Source organism: Prochlorococcus sp. MIT 0603, from assembly GCF_000760215.1.
In the GTDB taxonomy this organism is placed as follows: domain Bacteria; phylum Cyanobacteriota; class Cyanobacteriia; order PCC-6307; family Cyanobiaceae; genus Prochlorococcus_E.
In genome coordinates this window covers 159,410-183,866 of the sequence record NZ_JNAW01000002.1, presented here as the reverse complement: position 1 = coordinate 183,866, position 24,457 = coordinate 159,410, and the positions used below count along the sequence as shown (strand labels likewise).

Sequence of the window (24,457 nt, the reverse complement as noted above, 5' to 3'; positions counted from 1 at the left end):
TAAATTAATCTAAACGGCAAATACCATTACCCTTAAAATAACCTGAATATTATGATTGGATTAAATTTCTAGGCCAAACGCAACACATTACCCAAATCATCCCACTCATGTCAGCAATGTTAATAAAGTCATCTTTAGAAATAATTATTGGAATAATTACTCTTTTCCTTGGCGGTGAGTTCTTCGTGCAAGGTTCTGCAACTCTTGCAATTATATTAGGAATCCCTCAACTTGTAATTGGTTTAACTGTAGTTTCTCTTGGCACAAGTGCGCCAGAATTATTTGTAAGTGTTGGCTCCTTCTTTAAAGGCTCAGATGCCATTGCGGTGGGGAATGTTGTCGGCAGCAACATATTCAACGTATTGGTTGTTCTTGGTAGCAGCGCTCTAATAGTGCCGCTTAAGGTCGAGAGTCGTCTAGTCAAAAGAGATGTACCAGTCTTACTTGCAGTTTCAGTGGCTGTGTGGGGAATGGCGTCTTCCGGTAATTTCACTTGGCAGTCTGGGCTTGCCTTACTGGTTGCACTTGGAATTAACACTATCTGGGAAATTAGAACCGCAAGAGAGGAGCCTCAAGGGATTAAAGATGCTGAACCAGTAATTTATATCAAATCTGAATCTAAAAAATGGTTAATTGCTACTGGGAAAATCATCATCGGTATAATAATACTTGGGTTTGGCTCTAATCTTTTAATTAATGGAGCCAAGTCTCTAGCTAATTCATATGAATGGAGTGAAACACTAATAGGACTAACAATTATTTCTGCTGGCACGTCTATGCCAGAGTTAATTACTTCTTTAGTCGCCTCACTCCGAGGCAAAACAGATTTAGCAATTGGTAATGTTGTTGGCAGCAGCCTACTTAATCAATTACTAGTTCTTGGCAGCTGTGCTCTATTTTCAGGAAGCAAAGGTCTGGTCGTCGAAGAAATATTGATTCAACGTGATTTTCCAATCATGATCCTTTCAGTTTTAGCTTGTATGCCCATCTTTTGGACAAAGGGCAAAATAAGTAGATCTGAAGGAGTAATTCTTTTGATACTATATATATTATATTTATTAGATCAAATTATCCCATACAGTGTTCCAATATTTCAAGCGAAATTTCGCTTTATTAGTCTAGTTATCGTCTTACCAATTATATTGATTTTAGTAATGTTTAAAACTGCTAATTATTGGAGGAATCTAAGAAAAGCTAATTTTTTATAGTTGGCATGGTTGGGGAAAGGTGTGAGATTATGCCATGGTCACAAACTCTTCAGCAATAGTTGGATGAAGAGCCATTGTTTTATCAAAATCCGATTTCTTTGCTCCCATTTGAATAGAAACAGCTGCCATTTGAATTATCTCTGACGCGTGTTCTCCGATCATATGACAACCAATTATTTTGCTTGTTTTTCTATCCACTATTAATTTCAACAAACATATCTCTGTCGACTTAGGCAACATCTGAGACATGGGTCTAAATTTTGATCTAAAAACAACAATATTATCCTCTCCATACTTATCCAAAGCTTCTTCTTCTGTAATTCCAACAAAAGCAAGCTCAGGCTGTGAAAAAACCGCCTTCGGAACAAAGTCATAATTCACATGTCTATTCTTCCCAGCAAAAAGATTATCAGCAAGAACCCTTCCTTCTTCAATAGCTACGGGAGTCAAGTTAATCCGATTAGTAACATCTCCAACAGCAAATATACTACTAACATTAGTTCTATGATGTTTATCTACTAAGATTTTATTGTCAGCAACCAGATTCATCCCGGTTAAGTCTAAGCCTTCAAGGAATGGCTTTCTTCCAATAGCAAAAAGGACTGCTCCAGACTTAATATTCTTACCTTTACTTGTAGATAAAGTCAGGTTACCAATTTCACCTTTTAAGGCAGTGACATTAGTAGCAAAGTGAATATTAATCCCTTTTGAAAGCATCATTTCTTGCAATGTTGAGACAATTTCTCTATCAAAACCCTTAAGCAACTTATTCCCTCGAACCAGTTGAGTGACTTCAACTCCTAAGCCATTTAGAATACAAGCAAATTCACAAGCAATAAAACCTGCTCCAATTACAACAACTTTTTCAGGAAAACTTTTTTGCATAAATACATCATCACTAACCCAAGCTAAAGAAGATCCAGGAATATCAAGGCGTTGAGGCCGTCCTCCTACAGCTATAAGAATATTTTTAGCTGCCAATTCAAGAGGTGAAACGCCATTTGCAACTTTAACTGAAACCAAATTCGGGTTAGAGATGTATCCCCATCCTTTAATAAGTTCAACATTAGCTTTAGCAAGTAAATCAATGTGCAATTTATTCAAACGGTCAACTTCGCTCCGAATATTCCCTAGTAAAGTTGCTGTATTTATTTTAGCCTCAGATATGTCTACACCAAAGCTGGGGGCATGCTTTAGATATTCCCCATACTGAGATCCATATACCAATAGTTTTTTAGGGACACAACCTCTTATGACACAGGTCCCTCCAACACGATCACCCTCTATAATTGCAACTCGGGCACCATGACTGGCGGCTCTTTTAGCCGCAGCCAATCCGCCAGAGCCTGCACCTAATACAATCAAATCAAAAGAATGGTTTTCCAAGAAAAGCCTACCGTTAACTCATTACTTATTCTCCATAATTACCATGAAAGAAGCCAGCGAAGCTCTTAGTTGGGAAGAATTAGAGAAATTTTCTTCAGAGCAAGAGGACCTGATTAATGGGCCTAACAACTCATATTCTTATATAAGACTTTTTAATCAAGAGAAGTCTTCTATAAGAGTAGTCCTTTATAGAGATAAGCATGCGTGGTGTCCATATTGTCAAAAGGTTTGGTTATGGCTTGAGTGGAAAAGGATTCCTTATGAAGTAAGGAAAGTGACAATGAGATGCTATGGGAAAAAGGAAAGTTGGTACTTAGAAAAAGTACCGTCCGGTATTTTCCCTGCCATCGAACTGGATAAGAAGCTTATAACTGAAAGCGACCAAATACTTTTAAATCTAGAGAAGGTCTTTGGGCCTTTAGGCATGCCCCTTGAGCATCCAGAAATCATAAATTTACGTAAACTTGAACGGAAACTCTTTAGGGCTTGGTGCATTTGGCTATGTAGCCCACCAAGCTTTTGGGAAAAGCAAGCCTCGAGAAGGGCAGAACAATTCAAAGTCATAGCTCAAGAAGTAGACGACCAATTATCAAAAACAAATTCCCCATGGTTAGCCCCTTCTCGAAGCAATTCAATGGAATTATTCCCTGGCAGTGCTGATATTGTCTTCATTCCTTATTTAGAAAGGATGAATGCATCTCTGGCTTACTACAAAGGAGTAAGAATTCGTAAAGATTTTCCAAATATAGATCACTGGTTTAAAGCACTTGAAAAGCTTGATGCATATAGAGGGACTCAAGGAGATTTTCATACTCACTCTCATGATTTACCACCACAAATGGGAGGATGCTGGATAGATGAAAATTCGAATCAAAATCTACTTTCAAATAAAATCAATAGTGGAGAAGGGCTTGGTGAAGACGAAACAACCTTTAAGCCTCTTGCGGAAAACATTCATACAGGAATTGCATTAATGAGAGTTTTAAAACACCGTGATCAAATAAAAGCCGTTAATCCTTTAGGTTCTGAAAATTTTGACCAACCATTACGAGCGGCTCTAAGCAAAATGGTTCTAAATGAGACCTATTTACCGACAAAAGGCAGCGCACTAGGATTAAGATATTTAAGAGATAGAATCTGTGTCCCTAGAGACATGCCTCTACTATCAGCGAGAAAATTACGGATCGCATTAGAAGCAACAGCTATAATTGATGGAACTACAGAAGGTCCTTCAATCCCAATTCAAAATAGATTTGATCAAGACCCATCTTGTTTTCTTAAAAGCTCTAATTAAAATACTGCGCCAAAAAAACTCATTTTTTAGTTCGTGAATCTATCTGCAACAGATCTCTAATCTTTTGTACTTGACTAGCTATCTGAGGATCACTAGATAATTTTTTTTCCACTTGCTCAATTGCATACATAACCGTAGTGTGATCCTTTCCACCAAATGAGTCACCTATTCTTGGCAAACTTAAATTAGTGCCTTGTCGCATCAAATACATGCCTACTTGTCTTGCTTGGCTTACTGGTCTTCGTCTACTTGCACTTTGCATTTCTTCAGGGGTAACGTTAAAAACTTCAGAGACTTTCTCCATAACCTGCCTAGGGGTAACCTCAACGCCTTGACTATTTGGATCTAGCATTGGTGCTATAGATTCAACTGTCATAGGAAGACCAGTAATAGAAGCAAAAGCTATAGCTCTAGTGAGTGCACCTTCTAATTCACGGATATTAGAAGTAAAACGTCCTGCTATAAAATGAATTAAGTCTCTAGGCAAGCCCACTTGTTCTTGCTCAGCTTTCTTCTGCAAAATCGCCATTCTTGTTTCCAAATCAGGCGCTTGAACATCGGCTATTAATCCCATTGAAAATCTTGACATCAATCGTTCTTGAAGCCGTGGAATCTGACTAGGGGGTCGATCACTAGCAAGCACAATCTGACTTCCAGCATCATGCAAGGCATTAAAAGTATGAAAGAACTCCTCCTGAGTGTATTCCTTGCCTTCAAGAAATTGAATGTCATCAACAAGTATCAAATCTGCAGCTCTATATCGATCTCTAAAAGACTGCATTCTGTCTTGCCTAATAGCAAGAATTAAATCATTAGTGAAAGTTTCAGTTGAAACATAAGAAACCTTTGCTCCCGGATCAATTTCTATTCGGTAATGCCCAATGGCTTGCATTAAATGAGTTTTCCCTAAACCAACTCCTCCACAAATAAACAAAGGGTTAAATTCACGTCCTGGGGATTCTGCTACAGCCATTGCAGCAGCATGTGCCATTCGACTATTAGGTCCTACGACAAATCGATTGAAAACATATCTTAAATTAAGCAAGGAGCGTGTCTTTTTAGGCAACCTCAAAGCTTCCTTTGATTTATTAATAGGGTCAGAAGGAATCTTCAAGGAGGTTTCAACAGCATTAGGAGAATGCAGAGATTGTGGAGAGTTATCTGTAATTTCTTTTACTTTCACATTTACTGTAACTGGTTCTCCAAAAACTTTTTCGGCTGTTTCTTGAATTGTTTGAGAGTAATTATTCCTTAACCAAGCACTTGAAAAACTATTAGGAGCTACTAAAGTCAGCTCTCCATTCTCAAAACTTCTAAATTGAGTAGGTCTAATCCAAGTTTCATAAGAAGGCTTACTTAGATTTTTTTTCAACGAGCTCTGAACCTCTGCCCATGACTCTTCACGCATTAGCCAAGAATTTTTTAATCAGAGGCTGAATCTACACGTGGTTTTAGGATTAAGCAGAAATTAATCAGAGAATCATATCTTAAATTATTCGGAAAATTATCCCCTCTTTGTTTTTAATCAAGGCGTACAAAGGTGTTCAAGCGAAAAGGGTTATGATTAGTACATTCAAAAGCTTATTAAAGAAATACATCATGCAAAGAAAAATTACTGTAAAAACATTTCAATTATCAAACCTCAGAACAAAGCAAATGCAAAATTGCTTACTTGCGCAATCATTTGTCTCTAAAAATGCGTAAGCCTATTCTTGTTTTAATGACTCGATGGCCTGCACCTAAGAGGTGCAAAACGAGGCTAAGCAAGGATATAGGGCCCTATAAAGCTGCAAGGATACAAAGGCAGTTAACTAATCACACAATTGCTGTAGCCAAAAAGCTAAGCGAGAAAGGAATATTAGATATCAAATTAGCTGTAGATGGAATAGGGAACAAAAAGATTGCAACCTGGGCAAGGAGTAAAGGGATTAGTCAAGCAGGTGCACAAGGGTTGGGAAATCTTGGGGTTAAGATGAAGCGACAATTAGTCCTTGCTCAAAGGAAAAGCAGCGCTGGCAGAGCAGAACCAAGAGATACTATTCTTATAGGTACAGATGTGCCCAGCCTATGCCAATCAGACATAGATTCCGCTGTTAATTATTTAGCAAGGAATGATTTAGTAATAGGGCCTGCAAAAGATGGTGGGTACTGGCTAATAGCTTTTTCAAAAAATATTCTTTCACCAATAATATCTTGGCCTTTTACCGGAATAAATTGGGGTACGAGTTCTGTTTTTAAAGAGACACTTAGGCGAGCAGATCTAGAAGGTCTCAAACATAAATCAATCGTCAAGAGATCTGATCTTGATGTTGAAGCAGACTTGTTTTCATGGCATTCATGAGTCCTAAAAAAAAGCTAAGTATTATTGTCCCAACTCTTAATGAAGCAGAGAGACTTCCTCTTTTACTAGCAGATATAAACCTATGCCCTTACCAATTCGAGTTATTCATAGTTGACGGAAGCAGTTTAGATTTAAGTACTTTTATTGCTGAAATTGGAGGCGCACAAGTCCTAAAGACAAAAGAAGCCAATAGAGGAGATCAGCTTCACAAAGGTGCTTGTAAAGCATCAGGAGATTGGCTTCTTTTTCTACATGCGGATTGTAGGCTTAGTAGCGACTGGCCATCAACAATAAACCAGATCATCCGAAACCCATTAAACAAAAAGCATGGCTGGTTTTTCGATTTCAAGATCAATAGAAAAGGACTTTGTTGGTTCTTGTTAGAAAAAAGCGTCGCATTACGAAGCAATTTTTTTCACAAGCCCTATGGTGATCAAGGTCTACTAATAAGCAAAGATTTATATTTCAAGATTGGTGGCTATAGAAGCCTTCAGATAATGGAAGATCTTGATCTGATAAAACGACTTAACAAGCAATATAAGCTCAAACGAATAGGCATGGCACTTAGAACAAGTAGTCGTAAATATCATCAAAGCAATATATTTCTGAATTCTTTGGAGAATGCAATTCTAAGAATGCTTTGGGAGAAAGGAGTCGATGTAAAAACTCTAGCAAAAAAATACTATTCAACTAAGTGATGCTTCAAAGAATTAAATCTTAATTAGCGTACCAGAATGCACAACGATAGCCATTTGGCTCAAGCATCCACCCTTGACTTTTATAAAAACTTACGACTCCTGGATCTGCAAAAAGAATAACTCTCTCTATATTCATTATCTTAAGACTTTTCATGACATACGACATCAACTCTTTGCCAAGGCCAAAGCCTTGATAGACAGGGTGAATAGCAACATCCCATACCGTTGCCTGAAGGACTCCGTCACCTGTACATCTTGCAAAGCCTATCAATCTAGGAAATCTAGGGTCATGCTGCCACAAACCAACCTTCAACAAGCTATTGTCCAATGCTTTCTGAACACGCCGAAGAGGCCTTCTACTCCACCCAACTGACTGAAGCAACTGTTCCAGCTCAATTAAATCGAAAGGCTTAGATTGGCTGAAGATAAATTGATGTTTTTTATTAGTCGATATACATTCATATGACTCTTCACCATAGACATGGTGCCACTCATTAATCAACTGACGACTGTTTCCCCAGCCTAGTGGTCTTATTTTTCCTTCTCCTAGTTTCCTAATCATTTTTACATCTATACCTATCAGAATTTAGCCAGGCCTTGTTCTTGCAGCCTTGCCAACTGGGAATAGAGACCACTTTGCTTGAGGAGCTCTTGGTGACTACCTTGTTCAATCAGCTTTCCTTTCTTCATAACCAAAATACGATCTGAAAGTTCAATTGTCGCAAGCCGATGTGCAATCACTAATGCTGTCCTTTTTTCAAGCAGTCTGTCTAAATCTCTTTGCAGAGTTGCTTCAGTAGAAGGATCCATAAAAGCTGTGGCTTCATCCAAAATCAAGATTTTAGGACTTCGAATTGCCACTCGTGCAACTGAGAGCAATTGCCTTTCACCAGAAGATATATTACCTCCTCGCTCTCTTAACAATGTATGTAAACCATTTGGGAATCTATTCAGCAAAGGTATCAAGCCTAATTCTTTACATATTTCAGTTAGTTTTTCATCAGTTATAGATGCATCTAACCTAAGATTATCGGCAACATTACCACTAAATAAAAAAGTATCTTGAAGAACAACACCTATTTGTCTTCTTAAATCAATCAAAGGAATATCCTTTATATTTACTCCGTCTATAAGTATCCTTCCTTCCTGAGGTTCATATAATCTACATAACAACCTGATTAAGGTGGTTTTTCCTGATCCTGTTGGGCCAACAAGTGCAACATGCTCTCCTGGTGATATCCGAAAGCTGAGATTGCTAATGATTTGGTCATCGGATCTATAGTGAAAACTAACATTATCAAACACAATCTCTCCTAAGCCAACTGATTTTGACTTGATTAAATCGTTCTTACTTTTCTCTTCATTAGAGTAGACATCTAATATTTCAATCTTTTCTTCTAATAATTCACCAATTCTTTCTACCGCTGTCAAGCCTCCTTGAATTTGAGTAAATCTTTCAGCAAGTTGTCTCAAAGGTTCGAAGAGTCTCTGAGAGTAAAGGATAAAAGTCGTAAGAGTTCCTAAACCCATTGATCCTGAGGTTACAAACCAACCTCCTATGGCAATTACCAAAGCAACTACGGCCAATGAGACCCATTCAATAAAAGCGGAAATACTACTGTCGTAAAATATAATGCTATTAACGGCATTGCGATATGCAATTCCAGTTTGATTGAATCGCCTCGCATTGACAGATTGTCTTCTGAACATCTGAACAACTTCAATTCCTTGAAGATTCTCTTGAAAATCTGCATTGAGTTCAGACAATTCTTCCCGAACTCGATAATTAGACTTTCTATATCTCTGCTGTAACCAAAGAATAAAAAGAGTAACCGGAATTTGTGTTGTTAAAAGTAATATTCCTAATTTCAAATCAATTAAAACCATTGTAATGGAAATTACAGCCAGAGTCACAACATCTGCAATCACCCCAACAGCTCCACTCCCAAAGACTTCAGACAATGCATCAACGTCACTAGTTAGCCTTGTAAGCAATTTGCCTACAGGCATTGAATCATGATATTTCAGCGATAAATTAATTGCATGTGAAAATAAATCCTTCCTAATACGAGCTGTTAAGCCTTGACCGACGGATTGAATTGTATACGACTGAAAACCCTGAAGGGCTAATCGAATGAGGACAGAAACAAGCAAAAAGATTATTAATATTTTAATTTCACCGCCCATGGACAGCACTCTTAACCACATAAAAGTCTGCTCACCTTTCAAAACACTTATTGCTTGTCCAACAAGTAATGGCTGCATTGCTCCTGCAAAAGAAAGAGGTAGCAGCAACAAAAGAATTATTAACAATCGCTTTTTATCTTTGTGGAGATAATGAGCAATTCTTTTAAGTCTATGTAAGTCTTTAACGCTCATTATAGTTAGGGGGCAAAAGTATCATTATGAGATTGAATTGCTTCCACAATCTCCTGAAGAGTGCCATTGTCTAATCGCAAAGAAAGAGGATGTGCTATCAATCGAGCGGTTGAATAAAAGAGTTGGTCTATTTCAATCAAGCCATTTTCGCGCAATGTGCGCCCTGTAGCTACTAGATCAACAATTGCCTCAGCGATACCAGTCAAAGGACCAAGCTCAACAGAGCCTGTTAAATGAACCAATTCGACAGGAAGATCAATCCCTTCAAAAAAACGTCTTGCACAACCCGTGAATTTACTTGCGACTCTGCAATGAGGGGGTAAGTCAACAGCATGCTTATAAACGCTGGTTTCTTTTACTGCCACAGACATACGACAACTACCAAACCCAAGATCTACCAAACTTGCTACTGGCATTTGCTTCTCACTCAAAACATCAAATCCTACAATTCCCAAATGAGCTTGCCCATAAGCAACATAAACAGGCACATCCCCATTCCTAACAAGAAGGGCCTTAGCTCTCCCGCAGACTGACGGTACCATTAGAAGACGATTCCTAGGATCAAGGACTGCTGAAAAGTCCAATCCTGCTTTAGCGAATCTTGCAACAGATTCTTTTAACAGGGCTCCTTTGGCTAAGGCAACAGTAATCATGAGTTAATTAATCAACCTGACTCTAACTATTTGAATTAGTTTTAAAGCTATGAAGCAAGAAAAAAACGATTTCATAATTCATCCTATCCCTGTACTAAAGGACAACATCATATGGATCTGGGTGAAAAAAAATCAAGCTGTCGTAATTGACCCTGCGATTTCTGAGCCAGTTATAAGCTGGTTGCAATCAAAGAATCTAACTCTCGAATCGATCTTACAAACACATCACCATGATGATCACATTGGTGGGACTGAAGGTTTACTAAGGGTTTGGCCAGCTTCTTCAGTAATTGCTTCTAAAGAAGATATAGCTCGAATCCCATTTCAAACTCGTTCAGTATTAGACAACGAAACTTTTTCTCTACTAGGAGAAGAAATTACAGTTCTAAGCGTACCAGGTCACACAAAACATCATATTTCATTCTATTTACATGCTTCAAAAGCATCAGGAGTGAAGAGAAACCCTGTTCTTTTTTGCGGTGATACTTTATTTGGGGCTGGTTGTGGCCGTTTATTTGAAGGCACTGCTCATCAAATGTTTGATTCTTTAAAGCGAATCAATAAGCTACCCGCCAACACGAAAATTTATTGTGCTCATGAGTACACAGAAAACAACTTAATTTGGGCTAAATCAATTTATCCTGAAGATATAGAAATAAAAAGAAGACTTGCTGAGGTTATTAGTAAAAGATCGAAGGGTCTATTGAGTCTTCCAACAACGCTTTACGAAGAAAGGAAAAGTAATTTATTCATTCGTTCTTCAACTCCAAAAGAATTATCTAAACTACGTTTACATAAAGACAGTTGGTGAAAATAAGATGTTAGAAAAGATAAACCCAAACATAATTAAATCACTATTTTTATGACTGCGTTATTGAAGAAAGCAATCGAATCAAAAGCAGCCCCAGCTCCAGTAGGTCCTTATAATCAAGCCATTCTTGCAGGAGGGTGGCTTTATTGTTCTGGGCAAATTGCACTTGACCCTTCTACAGGAAATATTGTTGGAAAGGAGGATGTCGAGCAACAAACACATCAAGTTCTTAAAAACCTTTTAGAGGTCCTAAAGGCCGCAGGTGGAGATACTTCCAATGTTGTCCGAACAACTATCTATTTGGTCAACCTAGAAGACTTCAAGAAAGTAAATAATATTTATTCTGATTTTTTCAAGAACAACATTAGTCCTGCGAGAGCCTGTATAGAGGTTTCTGCTCTTCCAAAAGGGGGGCTTGTAGAGATCGACTGTGTAGCGTGGCTTGGTTGAAAGTCAAAAAATCGCTTGATTTTTGATATTTGATTTGCATGCCGGTCACATAATTGTCTAGATTAAGTGTTGACCTGCGACAAAACATGTCCGCAGCCAAGCTAACAATTGGAGAACTCGAGGCTGGTTATCCTCTCTACTGCAAAGCTCTTAGGAGGCTTCTTGAACTAGGTCGCACTCGCCAAGAGATTGAGAGAACAGTCTGCTGGGGGCATTTAGAGACCCTTAATAGGTGCCTACCTGGAAGGTATAAGGCTCCTGCTTACTTAATGGCACTAATTAAACGTGACATCTCTGAAGGTAAAGAGTGATATTCGATCCTTAAAGGGCTAGTTATTTGTCAATTCATCTATTTCTGAAGCGAATTTCTTATCAAGATCTGTTATCTGATTTTCATCTTCAGGTTTCAAAGTCAAATTTACATACGTTTTACCAAAACTTATGTCAGGGAAGCGCTTTCTGTTCTCACAAAGATCACCAAGTCGATCAAGGAAATCTCTAGTCGACTCATAAGTTAGAAATTCCAATCTCCTTTCGAGCCTCAAAGGGCGACTTCTCTCATTCCATTTGTGCATAACTTTAGAGAAATTTCGTCTTAAGCAAACTTACTTAAATAAAAGGAGCATTAGCAATCAATCCTTCATCAAAGGCGACGAGTTGCTCCACTAACTTGAAGGATAGGTTCCACTTCGACATGAGGCCGAGCAATAATATGTGCAGCCACCAATCCGTCTCCAACACGCTCACAGGCATCAGCTCCTGCCCTAACAGAAGCATTTACTGCTCCAGTTTCGCCACGTACTAGAACACTCACGTATCCACCTCCAATATATTCTCTAGCAACTAAATTCACCTCTGCAGCTTTTGTCATAGCATCTGCTGCCTCTATAGCTGGGACCATACCACGTGTCTCAATCATTCCTAAAGCAATACCAGAAATCGGACCATACTTCGAGGAAGAATTGTTGTATGGAGGATTATTAGTATTTGAATTCCTTCCAGATCCAGTGGAATTCTTAGCACTTTTAGTTTGAGATGAAACTTCCTTTGGCTTAGTAGAACCGGTTTCAACATCAACTATTTGCTTTGAAGCATCGATGTTTTTTATCTTTTGTTTTGCTTTAGAGCTGTTGAGTGGATTAGAAGAAGTCATGAAAAAAATTAGGAAAGTTTTGCAAAGTAGAAAAAGCTATCCATCAGGGGTCCAAAAATCAATTATTCCGCCGATTGTTAAATCTGTTTGTGTAGTTGGATCTGGACATGCAAATCTTGCAGCAGAGCCACTAGAAGTAAACACCCAGTTGCCCTCACGTGCTCCTACGGGGTCTACGGCAACGAGCCTCTTCCCTTGATTATTTTGCAAAATACGCAAATGCATATGACCTAAACCTGCAACTCTTTGAGTACAAACCAAGCGGCCCATAACCCGCATTATTTCCATTACTTCACTCCTCCAGAAGAATGTGAGGCATCCGGGTCCCAATGATCAATTATTCCAACTATTGTGAGGTCACTAGGATAGGACTTACTCCCTGCGGCTTCTCTTGCCGCAGAACTTCCTACACAAATAACCCAATCATCTGGCTTGCAGCCCACAGCATCTACAGCAACTTTCTTAGAGCTACCATCTAGAACCACTTGAAGATGTCTGTGTTCAAAACCAGGTATACGATTTGTGGAAACAAGTGGCTTTACAACCTTGCAAATTAACATGTCAATGTTCCTCCTGAAGGACAGGATCGAGAGAAGACCCTACAACTTCTGCAGGGGATTTTGTATTTCGATCTCTAATAGTAAGACATGTATGCAAAAGACCATCATCTACTAATTTTCGATAGCGAAAAGAGATAGCACTATCAACTCTCTTACAATCTAAGATTGCTCTTTCTCTTGCTCCAGGCACTTGGCCTGAGTAATCAAATCTAATGACAACTGGTATAGGTAAATCTCGAGAAACATTTAAGCCTTTAAAGATTTTAATCCCTACATCCAGATCAGGAGCCCCTTCCTCAACAGTATCAAGATGTGCGAAATAAGTAAGATTTCTTAGGTGAACTTCCTTGAATCCAATACCTACACCAATAAACCTCTCTGCATGACCTTCATCAGGGTATGGGCCATTATGAAGTTGCCTTACATAATCAATCTGTGAAAGATTATTTACTATTAATTTCACAACAAAATCAACCATTCCTTTTTCTATATTTCCAGGCACGCTTGAGTTAACTTTTTCATTAATCTTTCTTATTGCTTCCTCACGAGATAATAGTTTTGTTTCCTCATAAATATCTATTGCAGAAACCCATTCGTCAAGAAGAATTTGGCCCTCAGAATTAGGGACATGTACACGAATTGCATCTGTATCAGTATCAAGACCTATCAGCAAAAGCTCTACAGAGGCCCCGCAACAAAAACTATTCTCAACTGATTTCTTAAAATCCAACAATCTCTGCAGCCCTTCAGAAGCCGCAAGAGAATCATCACTACCATGAGCAGCACAACCTTGGGTAGAAGGATTTATAGAACTAAAATGGTAGACAACTACTTTTAAATACCTAGTTGGCTCATGAGGAGAATTAGGCAAACTCTCCCTATAACGTCTGTGTTCTGTTTTTACCCAACGATTTACAGTATTTTCAACATCAAACAAAGCTCCTGCATGCGATCTTCTTCTTACTGCGCTAAAAGGTATCCGAAGCGCATATGAAATTGAATGCGCCAAGCGACCGTCTGCACAAGGTGTTACATCCAACAAGTGAAACCCACATTTAGAAAGGAAAGACTCAAAAAGGTTTGCATCATGGCTGCCCTCCGAACCACCTAATGGATCAGAATTAAAAAACTGATTGCTTGATAATTGATGAGCTTGAAAAACACATGTTGCAAACAAAGCTCTCATGTCTAAAGGGCGAACCCAAGCTTTTTCTAATATTTCCTCGGGGAGTTCAAATCCTAATTGAGATTTGGCTAATTTTTGGGCACTGTCTATAAAATTATCCTCGTGCTGAATAGTTGATATCTTTTTAAGCAATGGGACAATCTGATCGAACTTACCTTTTACCTCTTCTTCATATTGTTGAAGTTTCTTGTTAGAAGACAAATCAGTCAATGGGTGTGATTCATTTAATAAAGGAGAAGCACCTCTTACTTGAGCAAATGACTGTGATGATTGAGCAGAAAGATAACTCTTCCTAGGTGCCGTTGGCCCTAAGATACGATCTTTATTTCTGGCCAGCTTCTTATAGGCCATTGGTCACTTAACCTCTTGCTCCGCCTGAAAAAGTAACCAATTGGCCCTGTCCAGTATTACCACTGGAGCCTGTTATCAAAAGCTCTGGCTTTTTAAGTTCTTCGTTCCTTTTTGGATCGAAAGCCGGCATGGCACTCATTCCTCCTGTACGGGAAGGGTTACGTCTCACAGAAGATGTACCTTCTGTCCCTGTAACGCTCTCTCCTCTAGCCCAATCATCTCCTGTGATATTAAGCCCAGAAGATTGGCCTTCCCCTGTAATCCTTGAGAGAGGCCTAGCGCCTTCTTCAGGTACAAGAGGTTCATTTGCTGAAGGGTGTTGAGTGGGCTTTAATCCAAAACGAAATTGTTCAGTACCTGTAATTTTATCGGGTGCCATATCAAAAGGGCCTGTGATTCTTGATCCGTTCTCATAGCTGGTTCCAGTAACAGCTGATAAATTTTCTCTATTCTTCTGAGCCGATCTTGCTGGAGATTGAACAGTAAATTGTGATCCTGGTCCAGCTACAGAGACTTCATCCTTCTGACCACTAACAATTTGAGATGATGTTCCACAAGCTTGACTCAATTGATCTGCACCAACATATGGGGTCCCTGTCAAAGGCTCACAAGCTCCTCTTTCAGCCCCAGTCATAACTCCTCCTATACCAGGCTGTAGTCCAGTCAAAGGAGCTGCTGGAGTTCCCAATCTTTTAGGTGTACGAAGTTGGATTTCTTTAACTGAGTCAACTTCACATAATTGACTTGCTTGCTCAAGGCCTGCATATGGAGTGCCTGTAACTGCCTTACATGTTCCAGGTTCATCTCCCGTGACAATTTTAGAACGACCAGTTTGGGTCCCACTAACAATTTGTGATTTATTAGTAAGGCTTAAGCCAACTTTTGCTGCTTCTGCTTGAGGCTTACCCCCACAAAACGATTGATATTGCTCTTGACCTACATACTCATCTCCCGTTACACGTTTACAAGTACCAGCTTCATTACCAGTGACGGAGTCTGCACGCGAGACATTTGTTCCCGTTACACCTGATCCACGCAAAGTATTAAAAGAACTAACCTTTTCAGCAGGTCTTCCTTCTGGCAAAGGATCCGAACCAAGATACTGATCACCTGTAAGCCCTTTTTGATAGCCTGCCTCATTCCCTGTAACACTAGAAGAACGGCCAACCATCACACCACTTACTTTCCTACCATCTTGAGTGAGGCTATGACCAACCTTCCTAGGAGAAGGGTTTGATCCTCCACAATATTGATTAGATTGATTAGCTGAAATATATTCTGTTCCTGTTAGGGCCTTGCAAGTTCCAGGCTCATTACCAGTAACTTTTTCAGATCTACCAACCTCATTGCCCGTAACCATATTCCCATGCGAAGTGTTAGTAACAGCTACCTTTGATGGTTGGCTTGGAGATGGTGTTGTATCACAAAAGGTATTAAAGTCATCTGTACCCATATACTGTGTACCTGTCACAGATCGACAAGTACTTGCCTCATTCCCAGTTGTTTTAGAAGATCTATTAGCTTGAGTCCCTGTAACAACCTGACCTGAAATAGTCTCACTTATTCCAACTTTCCAATGTGCATCTGCTGCTAATTGCTTAGATCCATTTTTGTTTGGCCCACAAGGTCTACAGCTCCCAGACCGTTTAGAGCCAGTAGCACCTATTTTACTCCTTAGCTCACGAACTCTCTGAGACAACTCTCTGCTTGTAAGATCAGGGTCACCTTGCCTGGCAACTGAAGCTGCAGATGTTGGTTGTTTTCCAGCTGTCTTGCCATGCTTAGACTGAGCCTCACGGCGTGCTAAGACTAGAGCTCTACTAGAGTTTTGAATAGGCCTACGTTTTGTAGTAGAACGACGTGCATTATTACTCACAGATAATTCCTTAGATCTAGATTCCAATGACAAAGAGCTTTTGGATTCAGAAGAAGGATTAAGTTCATTCTCTTTACATTCATCACAACAATACTTAGTCAAGACCGTTGGGTTTGAAACTGTTGAAACAGATTTCGCACTTGAATCTGCTCTAGTTCTATCTTTACTTGTATCAGCTGACTTACCTCGGCGAGAAAGTGCTTCGCGACGTGCTAACACAAGCTCTCTACTTGGTTGGCTTACACGTTTCATGTGTCTACTAATAGATGAATTTGACGTCGATGTATTCAAATTGGTATAGGCACTTGAAGGGGTAGAGGTTGATATCTCAATCTCATTCTCATTCTGTACAGAAGTTGCACCTGTCCTGGTAGCACGGGAATCTACAGCCGAACGAACTCTATTATTAAGAGAATCATTCCCTGCTAGGGCATTCTTTCCACCTTGACTTAGCGCTTTACGGCGTTCAAGGACTAGTTCTCGACTGGTTTGTTTTGCCATTTCTACCGGATAGGAACTTTACTGTTTGAAGAAGATTCAGAATCTTCTCTAAGGGAACTAAATAGCCTCGAAATAATTATCGAGGCTATAAACCTCGTCGCTATTAGCGACCTTCGAAAACTACAAAAGCTGTACCCTGACTTTGGGTATAAGCGTCATAGCCAACCATTCGAACATGGTGATCTGGATATGCACGGTGGCAAGCTTCTAACTCGCTAACAACGACATTCAAATCTTTTTCACCAAAGAAAGGTAACTTCCAATAAGACCAATAAGTCTGCATGGAACCACTGGGGTGAACATGCTCAATCACAGGGCTCCAACCCTGAGCAATGATGTAAGCAATTTGGTCGTAAATTTCGTCCTGTGACATTGGAGGCAAGAAGCCGAATGTCTCCAGGGTGGCGACTGTTTGATAGTCACCAACTGTGCTCTGAAAAGGCATGGTGAACTTTTAAAAAGGATAGAAAAGTATTCCGATAAAGTTATTCGGAACTTATTTGGGAAGGAAAGTCAGAGGAGACATAAAGCCTCCTCATGATTTTGCTTTTACTGAACGTCGAGCTTATCTACAGTGTCAAACTCGAACTTGATCTCCTTCCAGGTCTCAAGTGCAATAGCTAACTCAGGACTATGCTTCGCAGCTTCCATAAGGATGTCGCGACTTTCCTTCTCGATTTCTCTACCTGCATTACGTGCCTTAACACATGCTTCTAAAGCTACGCGGTTGGCAGCTGCACCAGCAGCTGATCCCCATGGGTGTCCATGAGTTCCGCCACCAAACTGAAGACATGAATCGTCACCAAAGATTGCAAGCAAAGCTGGCATATGCCATACATGGATACCACCTGAAGCAACAGCAAATACGCCCGGCATAGAGCCCCAATCCTGGTCGAAGAAGTTACCGCGAGTACGGTCTTCTGGGACGAAGGATTCACGTAAATTGTCGATATACCCAAGAGTTGTTTGACGGTCACCTTCCAACTTACCTACAACTGTTCCAGTGTGAAGTTGATCACCACCTGACAGACGTAAACACTTAGCTAGAACACGGAAGTGAATTCCATGCTTTGGATGACGGTCAATTACCGCATGCATTGCTCTATGGATATGAAGCAACATGCCATTCTTACGACACCAATTAGCTAATCCTGTGTTAGCAGTAAAGCCACCGGTAATGTAATCATGCATGATAATAGGCATATCAAGTTCTTTAGCGAACTCTGCACGCTCATACATCTCTTCAGGAGTAGTAGCTGTACAATTAAGATAATGGCCTTTAACTTCACCAGTCTCTTGCTGAGCAAGCTTTACAGCTTCAGCAACAAACTCAAAACGATCTCTCCATCTCTGGAAGGGCTGTGAGTTTATGTTCTCATCATCTTTTGTAAGATCTAATCCACCTCGAAGGCATTCATAGACCACACGTCCATAGTTTTTGCCAGACAAGCCAAGCTTAGGCTTAATAGTGCAACCAAGTAGAGGACGACCATACTTATTTAAACGGTCACGCTCTACAACGATTCCTTGAGGTGGCCCTCCACAGGTTTTAATGAAGGCCATTGGGAAGCGGATATCTTCTAAACGCAAATGGCGTAAAGCTTTAAATCCAAAAACATTACCGACCAATGAAGTCAGCACATTTGTGATTGATCCTTCTTCAAAAAGATCTAGTGGATATGCAATAAATGCATAGAAAGATTCCTTATCTCCAGGAACGTCTTCAATGCGATAGCAACGTCCCTTATAAAATTCAAGGTCAGTTAGCAATTCAGACCACACTGTAGACCAAGTACCTGTTGAAGATTCTGCAGCTACCGCAGCAGCTACTTCCTCTCTTGGAACTCCTTCTTGGCCTGTGCATTTAAAGCAAGCCAAAAGGTCTGTATCTAGGGGGACATAGTCGGGAGTCCAGTAGGTGTCTCTGTACTCCTTAACCCCAGCGTCATACTTCTTACTCATAAAATAACTCCTTTTAGGTCGTTGTAGGGATTTGAAATCGCGCTTTTCTTAAATAAAGCGCTTTAGACTTCAGTCCTTCTGACCAAGGAAGTTGCCGTTGCCCAATGCAGGCTCAACTTCTCTATGAGGACGAGCAATAATGTGAGCAGCAACAAGTCCATCACCTACACGCTCACATGCGTCAGCGCCAGCACGAACAGCAGCATTAACTGCACCAGTTTCGCCACGTACTAAAACGGTTACATAACCGCCACCAACAAATTCACGACCTATAAGGCGCACTTCAGCAGCCTTAGTCATTGCGTCAGCAGCTTCAATAGCTGGGACAAGTCCGCGAGTCTCGATCATGCCGAGTGCGATGCCCATAGTTTCGTTAGCCATATGCCTTACGAGAAATAAAGGTTTGGAATGTTCACAACAGACAATGACTTCTTAAGCACTTGTACGTCAAGGGAAATTCATTAAAAAAGCGATCACGGTATCCTCTCTCATTGATAAGATAAACTTATCACCCTTGCGCTGACTGATACAAGAGGCTGTTAAATATCTCGTCAGCACCGCCAAACAAACATTTGTGTTATTTCCTTTTTAGGATTATTTTCTTTAACAGAGGCAGGTGCCCAAGGCATAGCCTAGGTATGGAATGTTCAACCCCATCCTGTCTCAAATTATTTATCGAGTACTTTAATAAGCCAACACCTAACTAGATTTAAAAACTCTTTATGTTGATCAAACCACTACTTACAATTGCTAGTGGGAACCCTAAAAAGGTTGCAGAAATTGAATTCATGCTAGGGCCTCTCCCTCTGAAAGTTCAACGTCAGCCAGACAATTTTGAAGTAGAAGAAAGTGGGTCAACTTATTTAGAGAATGCCATATTAAAAGCAAAAGCAACTGCAAAATTAACTAACTCATGGACAATTGCAGATGATTCTGGATTAGAAGTAGATGCCTTGCAAGGTGGACCAGGTATTTACTCTGCACGATTTGCTGAATCTAACGAAATCAAGGTCAACAAGCTTCTAAACGAACTTGCAGACACGCCATATCGAAGTGCTCGCTTTTGCAGCGTAATGGTTCTATGCGATCCAGAAGGTAATCACATTCATGATGCACAAGGAACCTGTTGGGGTGAGATCTTAAGAAAACCTGCATACCCAAAAGGCGAATTTGAATCGATCTTTTGGGTAAGAGAAGCAAATTGTACTTATGGGGAGCTCAGCCAAGAACAATTAACAAAATTAGGAAGCAGAGGAAAAGCAGCAAGAGCATTGGCCCCTTATCTTCTTAAAACAATCGGGCTCCAGTGAACAATATTCTCTCTTTATTATTGACGGTTTATCTGATCAATTGATCTCATTGCAGCTGCTGCCGCCTCTTCAACGTCACCCTCTTTGCCAGCTAGAGTTAGCCTACCAAAGGCACCAACTCCTTTTACATCAACAACAGTAATATTAGAAGCCTTCTCTGCTTCATTTGCAGCCATTAAAACATAGCCTGCTGGCTCAGTTTCTAAAATAAACATACTCATTCCAGATTGGATCATAGATCCTCTTCTGTTTTGACGGTTAATCAAAACAGCATGATCTGGCGTAATAGCTCTAATAACTTCAGTCCAGCTAATTTGAGGCTTAGTTCGTCTATCAACGCTACTTCCAATGGCATCTAATACAACATCACCAGAATGAAGAACAGTACTTTGATCTCGATGATAAAGAGCTAAAGAACCAAAAGCCCTTTCTACAACCATTTGACCTAGCCTAACGTTGCTCGCTTTCAGAGCGATATCAGTAACTCTATGAACAGCCATGCCTGGAGACACTTCCATCCAAAGACAAGCATCACCAGGGATAGGAAGGAACCCTTGGCTCACTGTACCCATATAGGCAGCAAGCTGAGGTTGAAGTGAATCTAAAAATACGTACGTTCTTAACTCAATTTGTTGAACATGACTAGCCTGACGAGATACAAGTGATTTTTCCGAGTCAGTAGTAATAACGCAGCTTGCTCCAGCCTGAGGGCCAACCTCAGAACCTGTTACAAGCGAACTCCCAGAGAGTCTCCGCTCATCATTTGGAAAGCCAGTCAAAGCACTCATGGGAGGGATAATACCTCAAAGGTTGTAGTTTTAGTAAACAACAAAGTCTTGCAAGCTTAAATCCGAACCGATACCTTCTAAGAAATACAATGAAAAAAGATGTCTGCCTCACCCAATCCCAATACAAACTCTCAAGCTATACCAAGCGAGTTAAACCCTGAACAAGCCCTTGGATTAGTAGGACTAGGCATGATGCAAAAAATATCTCGAGTAGGAACTTCAAGATTAAGATTAGTTGAAGATAATGAAGAGAAGTTTGACCTACATAATCTTCGACAACGCCTCGAACTTATAGACTTGGCCACAAAAACAGGTGCTCCACTAAGCACTAGTGAGGTTAAATATCTTCTAGGAGCAAAGCCTGGCTCATCTAAAACAGAGCGCGGTGGCCTTTTAGCTCAAAGAATCAGTAGAAATGTTTGGAAACTATCTCGGGCTGAAGACAAAGAAACAACATATTGGAGGAACTAATATTCGAGTGTTTTTGACCAAGCAAGCAAGTTTTCAAGAGAAAAGCTAAAAACAAAAAGCAACAAAATATATATTGAATTCCGAATTTTTCCTGATAGTAATTGCATCTTTCGATTATTAGATGCAAGTTAAAGATAGAACTTAAATTCAAAATATGAGCGGCTCAACGCTGCTAAAGGAAACTGGTCCCAGAGAAGTCTTTTGTGGGCTTACCTCTATCGTTTGGCTTCACAGACGCATGCCAGATGCTTTTTTCCTTGTAGTGGGATCAAGAACTTGTGCTCACCTTATTCAGAGTGCTGCTGGGGTGATGATTTTTGCGGAACCTAGATTTGGGACTGCGATCCTGGAAGAAAGAGATCTTGCTGGCCTTGCTGATGCTCATGAAGAACTAGATCGTGTGGTTAAAAACCTTTTAAAGAGACGGCCAGAAATTCGCACGCTTTTCCTCGTAGGTTCTTGTCCAAGCGAAGTTATAAAAATAGATCTATCCAGAGCAGCAGAAAGGTTAAACAGCCAATTCAATGGGCAAGTGACTGTTTTGAATTACTCAGGGAGTGGTATTGAAACAACTTTTACACAAGGAGAAGATGGAGCTCTAAAAGCATTAGTCCCTCTTTTGCCATCTAGCAAAGAAGAGCAATTACTTCTTGTAGGGACACTGGCTAATCCAGTTGAAGATAGGTTGAAAACAATCTTTAAGAGGTTAGGTATACAAAAAATTGAAAGCTTCCCTCCGAGGCAATCAACTCAATTACCTTCTATAGGACCTGGAACTAAAGTTTTATTAGTTCAACCCTATTTAACAGATACCGCTAGAGAACTTAAAAATAGAGGAGCGGAAATACTACAAGCCCCTTTCCCACTAGGTATAGATGGGAGCAGGTTGTGGATAGAAGCCGCTGCAAATGCATTCAAAGTTAATCAATCCCTTGTCGAATCAACATTATCGCCCTTAATTCTTAGAGCTAAAAAAGCTTTAAAACCTTATGCCGAAAAATTATCAGGTAAAAAACTTTTTCTTTTACCAGAGTCACAACTAGAAATCCCTCTTGCACGCTTCTTAAATAACGAATGTGGAATGGAGCTTATTGAAGTAGGAGTACCTTATCTAAACCGGGAGATGATGCAATCTGAACTAGAACTTCTTCCAGATTCAACTCGAATTGTTGAAGGCCAACATGTAGAAAAACAGCTAGACCGAGTAAGGGATAGCAATCCTGATTTAGTTGTATGTGGGATGGGACTAGCTAATCCTTTAGAAGCAGAAGGTATATCAACAAAATGGTCTATCGAAATGGTATTTAGTCCCATTCATGGAATTGACCAAGCCTCTGATCTTGCTGAACTTTTCGCAAGGCCATTACATCGGCATAACATCCTGAATCCTAAAACCCTAGAAACCGCTTAAAACCATGGAACTAACACTTTGGACCTATGAAGGCCCCCCTCATATAGGTGCAATGAGAATCGCATCATCAATGAAAGGCGTCCATTACGTATTGCATGCGCCTCAAGGAGATACATATGCAGACCTTCTCTTTACCATGATTGAACGCAGAGGCACTAGACCTCCAGTAACCTATACAACTTTTCAAGCAAGAGATTTAGGAGGAGATACTGCAGAATTAGTTAAAGGGCATATTCATGAAGCTGTAGAACGCTTCAAACCGGAGGCACTTCTCGTTGGCGAAAGTTGCACTGCTGAATTAATACAAGACCAACCGGGTTCTCTTGCCAAGGGATTGGGATTAGATCTTCCCATTGTTGGCCTAGAACTTCCTGCGTATAGCAAAAAAGAAAACTGGGGGGCAGCAGAGACTCTCTATCAACTAGTTAGAGGCCTCTTAAAAGATATTCCACAAGAAACTCTAAAACAATCTAAAACATCCTGGAAAGATGAAGGTAGAAGGCCAAGAGTAAATTTACTAGGTCCATCTTTGCTTGGTTTCAGATGTAGAGATGATGTATTGGAAATTCAAAAAATCCTTGGAGAACATGGAATTGATATTAATGTCATCGCTCCTCTTGGAGCATCACCTGCTGACATAACCAGACTCCCGAAAGCAGATGTAAATATTTGCTTATATCCAGAGATAGCTGAATCGACTTGTATTTGGCTTGAACGAAATTTCAATATCCCTTTCACAAAAACAATCCCTATTGGCGTCAAAGCAACGCATGAGTTCCTTGATGAACTTCATGAATTACTAGGCCTTGAACTGTCGAGCTCAATTAATCAAAACAATCAATCAAAGCTACCTTGGTATTCAAAGTCTGTTGATTCTAATTACCTAACAGGTAAAAGAGTGTTCATTTTTGGGGATGGCACCCATGTCTTAGCCGCAGCAAGAATTGCAAAAGAAGAGCTAGGATTCGAAGTAGTAGGGATGGGAACTTATAGCAGGGAAATGGCTCGCAAAGTACGTTCTGCAGCCAAAGAACATGAGATAGAAGCCTTAATTACAAACGACTATTTAGAAGTCGAAGAAGCAATAAAAGAGTCCGCACCAGAACTAGTTCTTGGAACACAAATGGAAAGGCATAGCGCCAAAAGACTTGGTATTCCGTGCGCCGTAATAAGCACCCCTATGCACGTTCAAGATGTTCCTGCACGCTATAGCCCTCAAATGGGCTGGGAGGGAGCAAATGTAATATTTGACGATTGGGTTCATCCTCTAATGATGGGACTAGAAGAGCATCTAATAGGAATGTTTCGTCATGACTTTGAGTTTACAGATGGACATCAAAGCCACTTGGGTCATCTTGGAGGCCATTCCTCCACAAACGAAGTATCAAGCCAAAATGCACCCATACAAGAGTTGAGCAATAAAATAGATTCTCAAAAAGCTCTTCATTGGACCAAGGAAGGTGAATCAGAATTAGCTAAAATCCCATTTTTTGTAAGAGGAAAAGTTAGAAGAAATACTGAGATATATGCTCGAGAAGCAGGTTGTACTGAAATCAATGGAGAGACCTTATTAGACGCAAAAGCTCATTTCGCGAAATAAATTATGCCCAAAAGCAATCAATAAGTTATGAGTATTTACCCCTATTATTTGCAAAAGTTTAGATACCA

The 24,457-nt window shown here is 40.1% G+C and carries 26 protein-coding genes; 11 read left to right on the top strand and 15 right to left on the bottom strand.

Annotated elements, in window-relative coordinates:
* Nucleotides 1-107: 107 nt before the first annotated feature.
* The gene (locus tag EV07_RS02710) at nt 108-1,208 is read left to right on the top strand and encodes a calcium/sodium antiporter (protein WP_036917143.1); all 1,101 of its coding nucleotides are present in this window, start codon (nt 108-110) and stop codon (nt 1,206-1,208) included.
* Between the two features lie 27 nt (nt 1,209-1,235).
* Here the strand turns inward: EV07_RS02710 and gorA are convergent, their stop codons facing one another.
* Nucleotides 1,236-2,594: a glutathione-disulfide reductase gene (gene gorA / locus EV07_RS02705; protein ID WP_036917142.1), complete on the bottom strand. Its 1,359-nt coding sequence runs from the start codon at nt 2,592-2,594 to the stop codon at nt 1,236-1,238.
* A 43-nt stretch (nt 2,595-2,637) separates the two neighbouring features.
* Here gorA and EV07_RS02700 point away from each other — a divergent pair, with 43 nt between their 5' ends.
* The gene (locus EV07_RS02700; RefSeq protein WP_036917141.1) at nt 2,638-3,888 is read left to right on the top strand and encodes a glutathione S-transferase family protein; all 1,251 of its coding nucleotides are present in this window, start codon (nt 2,638-2,640) and stop codon (nt 3,886-3,888) included.
* 19 nt (nt 3,889-3,907) lie between these two features.
* Here EV07_RS02700 and dnaA read toward each other — a convergent pair whose 3' ends face one another.
* The gene (gene dnaA, locus EV07_RS02695; RefSeq protein ID WP_036917140.1) at nt 3,908-5,296 is read right to left on the bottom strand and encodes a chromosomal replication initiator protein DnaA; all 1,389 of its coding nucleotides are present in this window, start codon (nt 5,294-5,296) and stop codon (nt 3,908-3,910) included.
* 288 nt (nt 5,297-5,584) lie between these two features.
* Here dnaA and EV07_RS02690 point away from each other — a divergent pair, with 288 nt between their 5' ends.
* Together EV07_RS02690 and EV07_RS02685 are read left to right on the top strand one after the other, a co-directional pair.
* Complete coding sequence (locus EV07_RS02690) at nt 5,585-6,229, top strand: TIGR04282 family arsenosugar biosynthesis glycosyltransferase (RefSeq protein ID WP_036918147.1); 645 nt, start codon at nt 5,585-5,587, stop codon at nt 6,227-6,229.
* Nucleotides 6,226-6,927 (top strand): TIGR04283 family arsenosugar biosynthesis glycosyltransferase, encoded by a 702-nt coding sequence (locus EV07_RS02685; protein WP_241433986.1) that lies wholly within the window; start codon nt 6,226-6,228, stop codon nt 6,925-6,927. The genes EV07_RS02690 and EV07_RS02685 overlap by 4 nt, the downstream gene beginning before the upstream one ends.
* A 19-nt stretch (nt 6,928-6,946) precedes the next feature.
* On the opposite strand, the gene EV07_RS02680 is transcribed toward EV07_RS02685, so the two are convergent.
* From EV07_RS02680 to hisG, 3 genes are read right to left on the bottom strand one after another with little or no spacing between them, the layout of a single operon-like run.
* Entirely contained in the window at nt 6,947-7,489 is a 543-nt protein-coding gene (locus EV07_RS02680; RefSeq protein ID WP_081936929.1) for a GNAT family N-acetyltransferase, read from the bottom strand.
* A gap of 17 nt (nt 7,490-7,506) precedes the next feature.
* Nucleotides 7,507-9,306: an ABC transporter ATP-binding protein gene (locus tag EV07_RS02675; RefSeq protein WP_036917138.1), complete on the bottom strand. Its 1,800-nt coding sequence runs from the start codon at nt 9,304-9,306 to the stop codon at nt 7,507-7,509.
* 5 nt (nt 9,307-9,311) lie between these two features.
* A complete protein-coding gene (gene hisG, locus EV07_RS02670) occupies nt 9,312-9,959 on the bottom strand; it encodes an ATP phosphoribosyltransferase (RefSeq protein WP_036917137.1) in 648 nt (215 codons plus the stop codon).
* Between the two features lie 49 nt (nt 9,960-10,008).
* Between hisG and gloB the strand changes: the two genes are divergently transcribed.
* The 3 genes from gloB to EV07_RS02655 all read left to right on the top strand — a co-directional run bounded on the left by gloB (nt 10,009) and on the right by EV07_RS02655 (nt 11,531).
* Nucleotides 10,009-10,770 carry a hydroxyacylglutathione hydrolase gene (gloB, locus tag EV07_RS02665; protein WP_036917136.1) on the top strand — a complete coding sequence of 254 codons (762 nt, stop codon included), beginning with the start codon at nt 10,009-10,011 and terminating at the stop codon, nt 10,768-10,770.
* Nucleotides 10,771-10,821: 51 nt separating this feature from the next.
* Nucleotides 10,822-11,220: a Rid family detoxifying hydrolase gene (locus tag EV07_RS02660; RefSeq protein ID WP_036917135.1), complete on the top strand. Its 399-nt coding sequence runs from the start codon at nt 10,822-10,824 to the stop codon at nt 11,218-11,220.
* A gap of 86 nt (nt 11,221-11,306) precedes the next feature.
* The gene (locus EV07_RS02655; protein WP_036917134.1) at nt 11,307-11,531 is read left to right on the top strand and encodes a DUF3136 domain-containing protein; all 225 of its coding nucleotides are present in this window, start codon (nt 11,307-11,309) and stop codon (nt 11,529-11,531) included.
* 18 nt (nt 11,532-11,549) lie between these two features.
* Here EV07_RS02655 and EV07_RS02650 read toward each other — a convergent pair whose 3' ends face one another.
* The 9 genes from EV07_RS02650 to EV07_RS02610 form a co-directional block, all read right to left on the bottom strand.
* Nucleotides 11,550-11,795 (bottom strand): 4a-hydroxytetrahydrobiopterin dehydratase, encoded by a 246-nt coding sequence (locus EV07_RS02650; RefSeq protein WP_036917133.1) that lies wholly within the window; start codon nt 11,793-11,795, stop codon nt 11,550-11,552.
* 68 nt (nt 11,796-11,863) lie between these two features.
* A complete protein-coding gene (locus EV07_RS10100) occupies nt 11,864-12,373 on the bottom strand; it encodes a BMC domain-containing protein (RefSeq protein WP_036917132.1) in 510 nt (169 codons plus the stop codon).
* A 36-nt stretch (nt 12,374-12,409) separates the two neighbouring features.
* Nucleotides 12,410-12,661, bottom strand: a complete 252-nt coding sequence (locus EV07_RS02640; RefSeq protein WP_036917131.1) for a carboxysome peptide B — start codon at nt 12,659-12,661, stop codon at nt 12,410-12,412.
* Complete coding sequence (locus EV07_RS02635; protein ID WP_036917130.1) at nt 12,661-12,933, bottom strand: carboxysome peptide A; 273 nt, start codon at nt 12,931-12,933, stop codon at nt 12,661-12,663. Before EV07_RS02635 ends, EV07_RS02640 begins: the two co-directional genes overlap by 1 nt.
* A gap of 1 nt (nt 12,934) precedes the next feature.
* Nucleotides 12,935-14,470, bottom strand: a complete 1,536-nt coding sequence (locus EV07_RS02630; protein WP_036917129.1) for a carboxysome shell carbonic anhydrase — start codon at nt 14,468-14,470, stop codon at nt 12,935-12,937.
* A gap of 7 nt (nt 14,471-14,477) precedes the next feature.
* Nucleotides 14,478-16,847 (bottom strand): carboxysome assembly protein CsoS2, encoded by a 2,370-nt coding sequence (csoS2, locus tag EV07_RS02625; protein WP_036917128.1) that lies wholly within the window; start codon nt 16,845-16,847, stop codon nt 14,478-14,480.
* 103 nt (nt 16,848-16,950) lie between these two features.
* Nucleotides 16,951-17,292, bottom strand: coding sequence for a ribulose bisphosphate carboxylase small subunit (locus tag EV07_RS02620; protein ID WP_036917127.1), 342 nt, complete (start codon nt 17,290-17,292; stop codon nt 16,951-16,953).
* A gap of 104 nt (nt 17,293-17,396) precedes the next feature.
* Nucleotides 17,397-18,809 carry a form I ribulose bisphosphate carboxylase large subunit gene (locus EV07_RS02615; protein ID WP_011124704.1) on the bottom strand — a complete coding sequence of 471 codons (1,413 nt, stop codon included), beginning with the start codon at nt 18,807-18,809 and terminating at the stop codon, nt 17,397-17,399.
* A gap of 69 nt (nt 18,810-18,878) precedes the next feature.
* The gene (locus EV07_RS02610) at nt 18,879-19,190 is read right to left on the bottom strand and encodes a BMC domain-containing protein (protein WP_006169870.1); all 312 of its coding nucleotides are present in this window, start codon (nt 19,188-19,190) and stop codon (nt 18,879-18,881) included.
* Nucleotides 19,191-19,531: 341 nt separating this feature from the next.
* On the opposite strand from EV07_RS02610, the gene EV07_RS02605 reads away from it, so the two are divergent.
* A complete protein-coding gene (locus EV07_RS02605) occupies nt 19,532-20,119 on the top strand; it encodes a non-canonical purine NTP pyrophosphatase (RefSeq protein ID WP_036917125.1) in 588 nt (195 codons plus the stop codon).
* A gap of 17 nt (nt 20,120-20,136) precedes the next feature.
* Here EV07_RS02605 and EV07_RS02600 read toward each other — a convergent pair whose 3' ends face one another.
* Nucleotides 20,137-20,907: a microcompartment protein gene (locus tag EV07_RS02600; RefSeq protein ID WP_036917124.1), complete on the bottom strand. Its 771-nt coding sequence runs from the start codon at nt 20,905-20,907 to the stop codon at nt 20,137-20,139.
* Between the two features lie 99 nt (nt 20,908-21,006).
* On the opposite strand from EV07_RS02600, the gene EV07_RS02595 reads away from it, so the two are divergent.
* The 3 genes from EV07_RS02595 (at nt 21,007) to EV07_RS02585 (ending at nt 24,389) form a co-directional block, all read left to right on the top strand.
* Entirely contained in the window at nt 21,007-21,378 is a 372-nt protein-coding gene (locus tag EV07_RS02595; protein ID WP_036917123.1) for a hypothetical protein, read from the top strand.
* 154 nt (nt 21,379-21,532) lie between these two features.
* Nucleotides 21,533-22,789, top strand: coding sequence for a ferredoxin:protochlorophyllide reductase (ATP-dependent) subunit N (locus EV07_RS02590; protein ID WP_036917122.1), 1,257 nt, complete (start codon nt 21,533-21,535; stop codon nt 22,787-22,789).
* 4 nt (nt 22,790-22,793) lie between these two features.
* A complete protein-coding gene (locus EV07_RS02585; RefSeq protein ID WP_036917121.1) occupies nt 22,794-24,389 on the top strand; it encodes a ferredoxin:protochlorophyllide reductase (ATP-dependent) subunit B in 1,596 nt (531 codons plus the stop codon).
* Nucleotides 24,390-24,457: the final 68 nt, after the last annotated feature.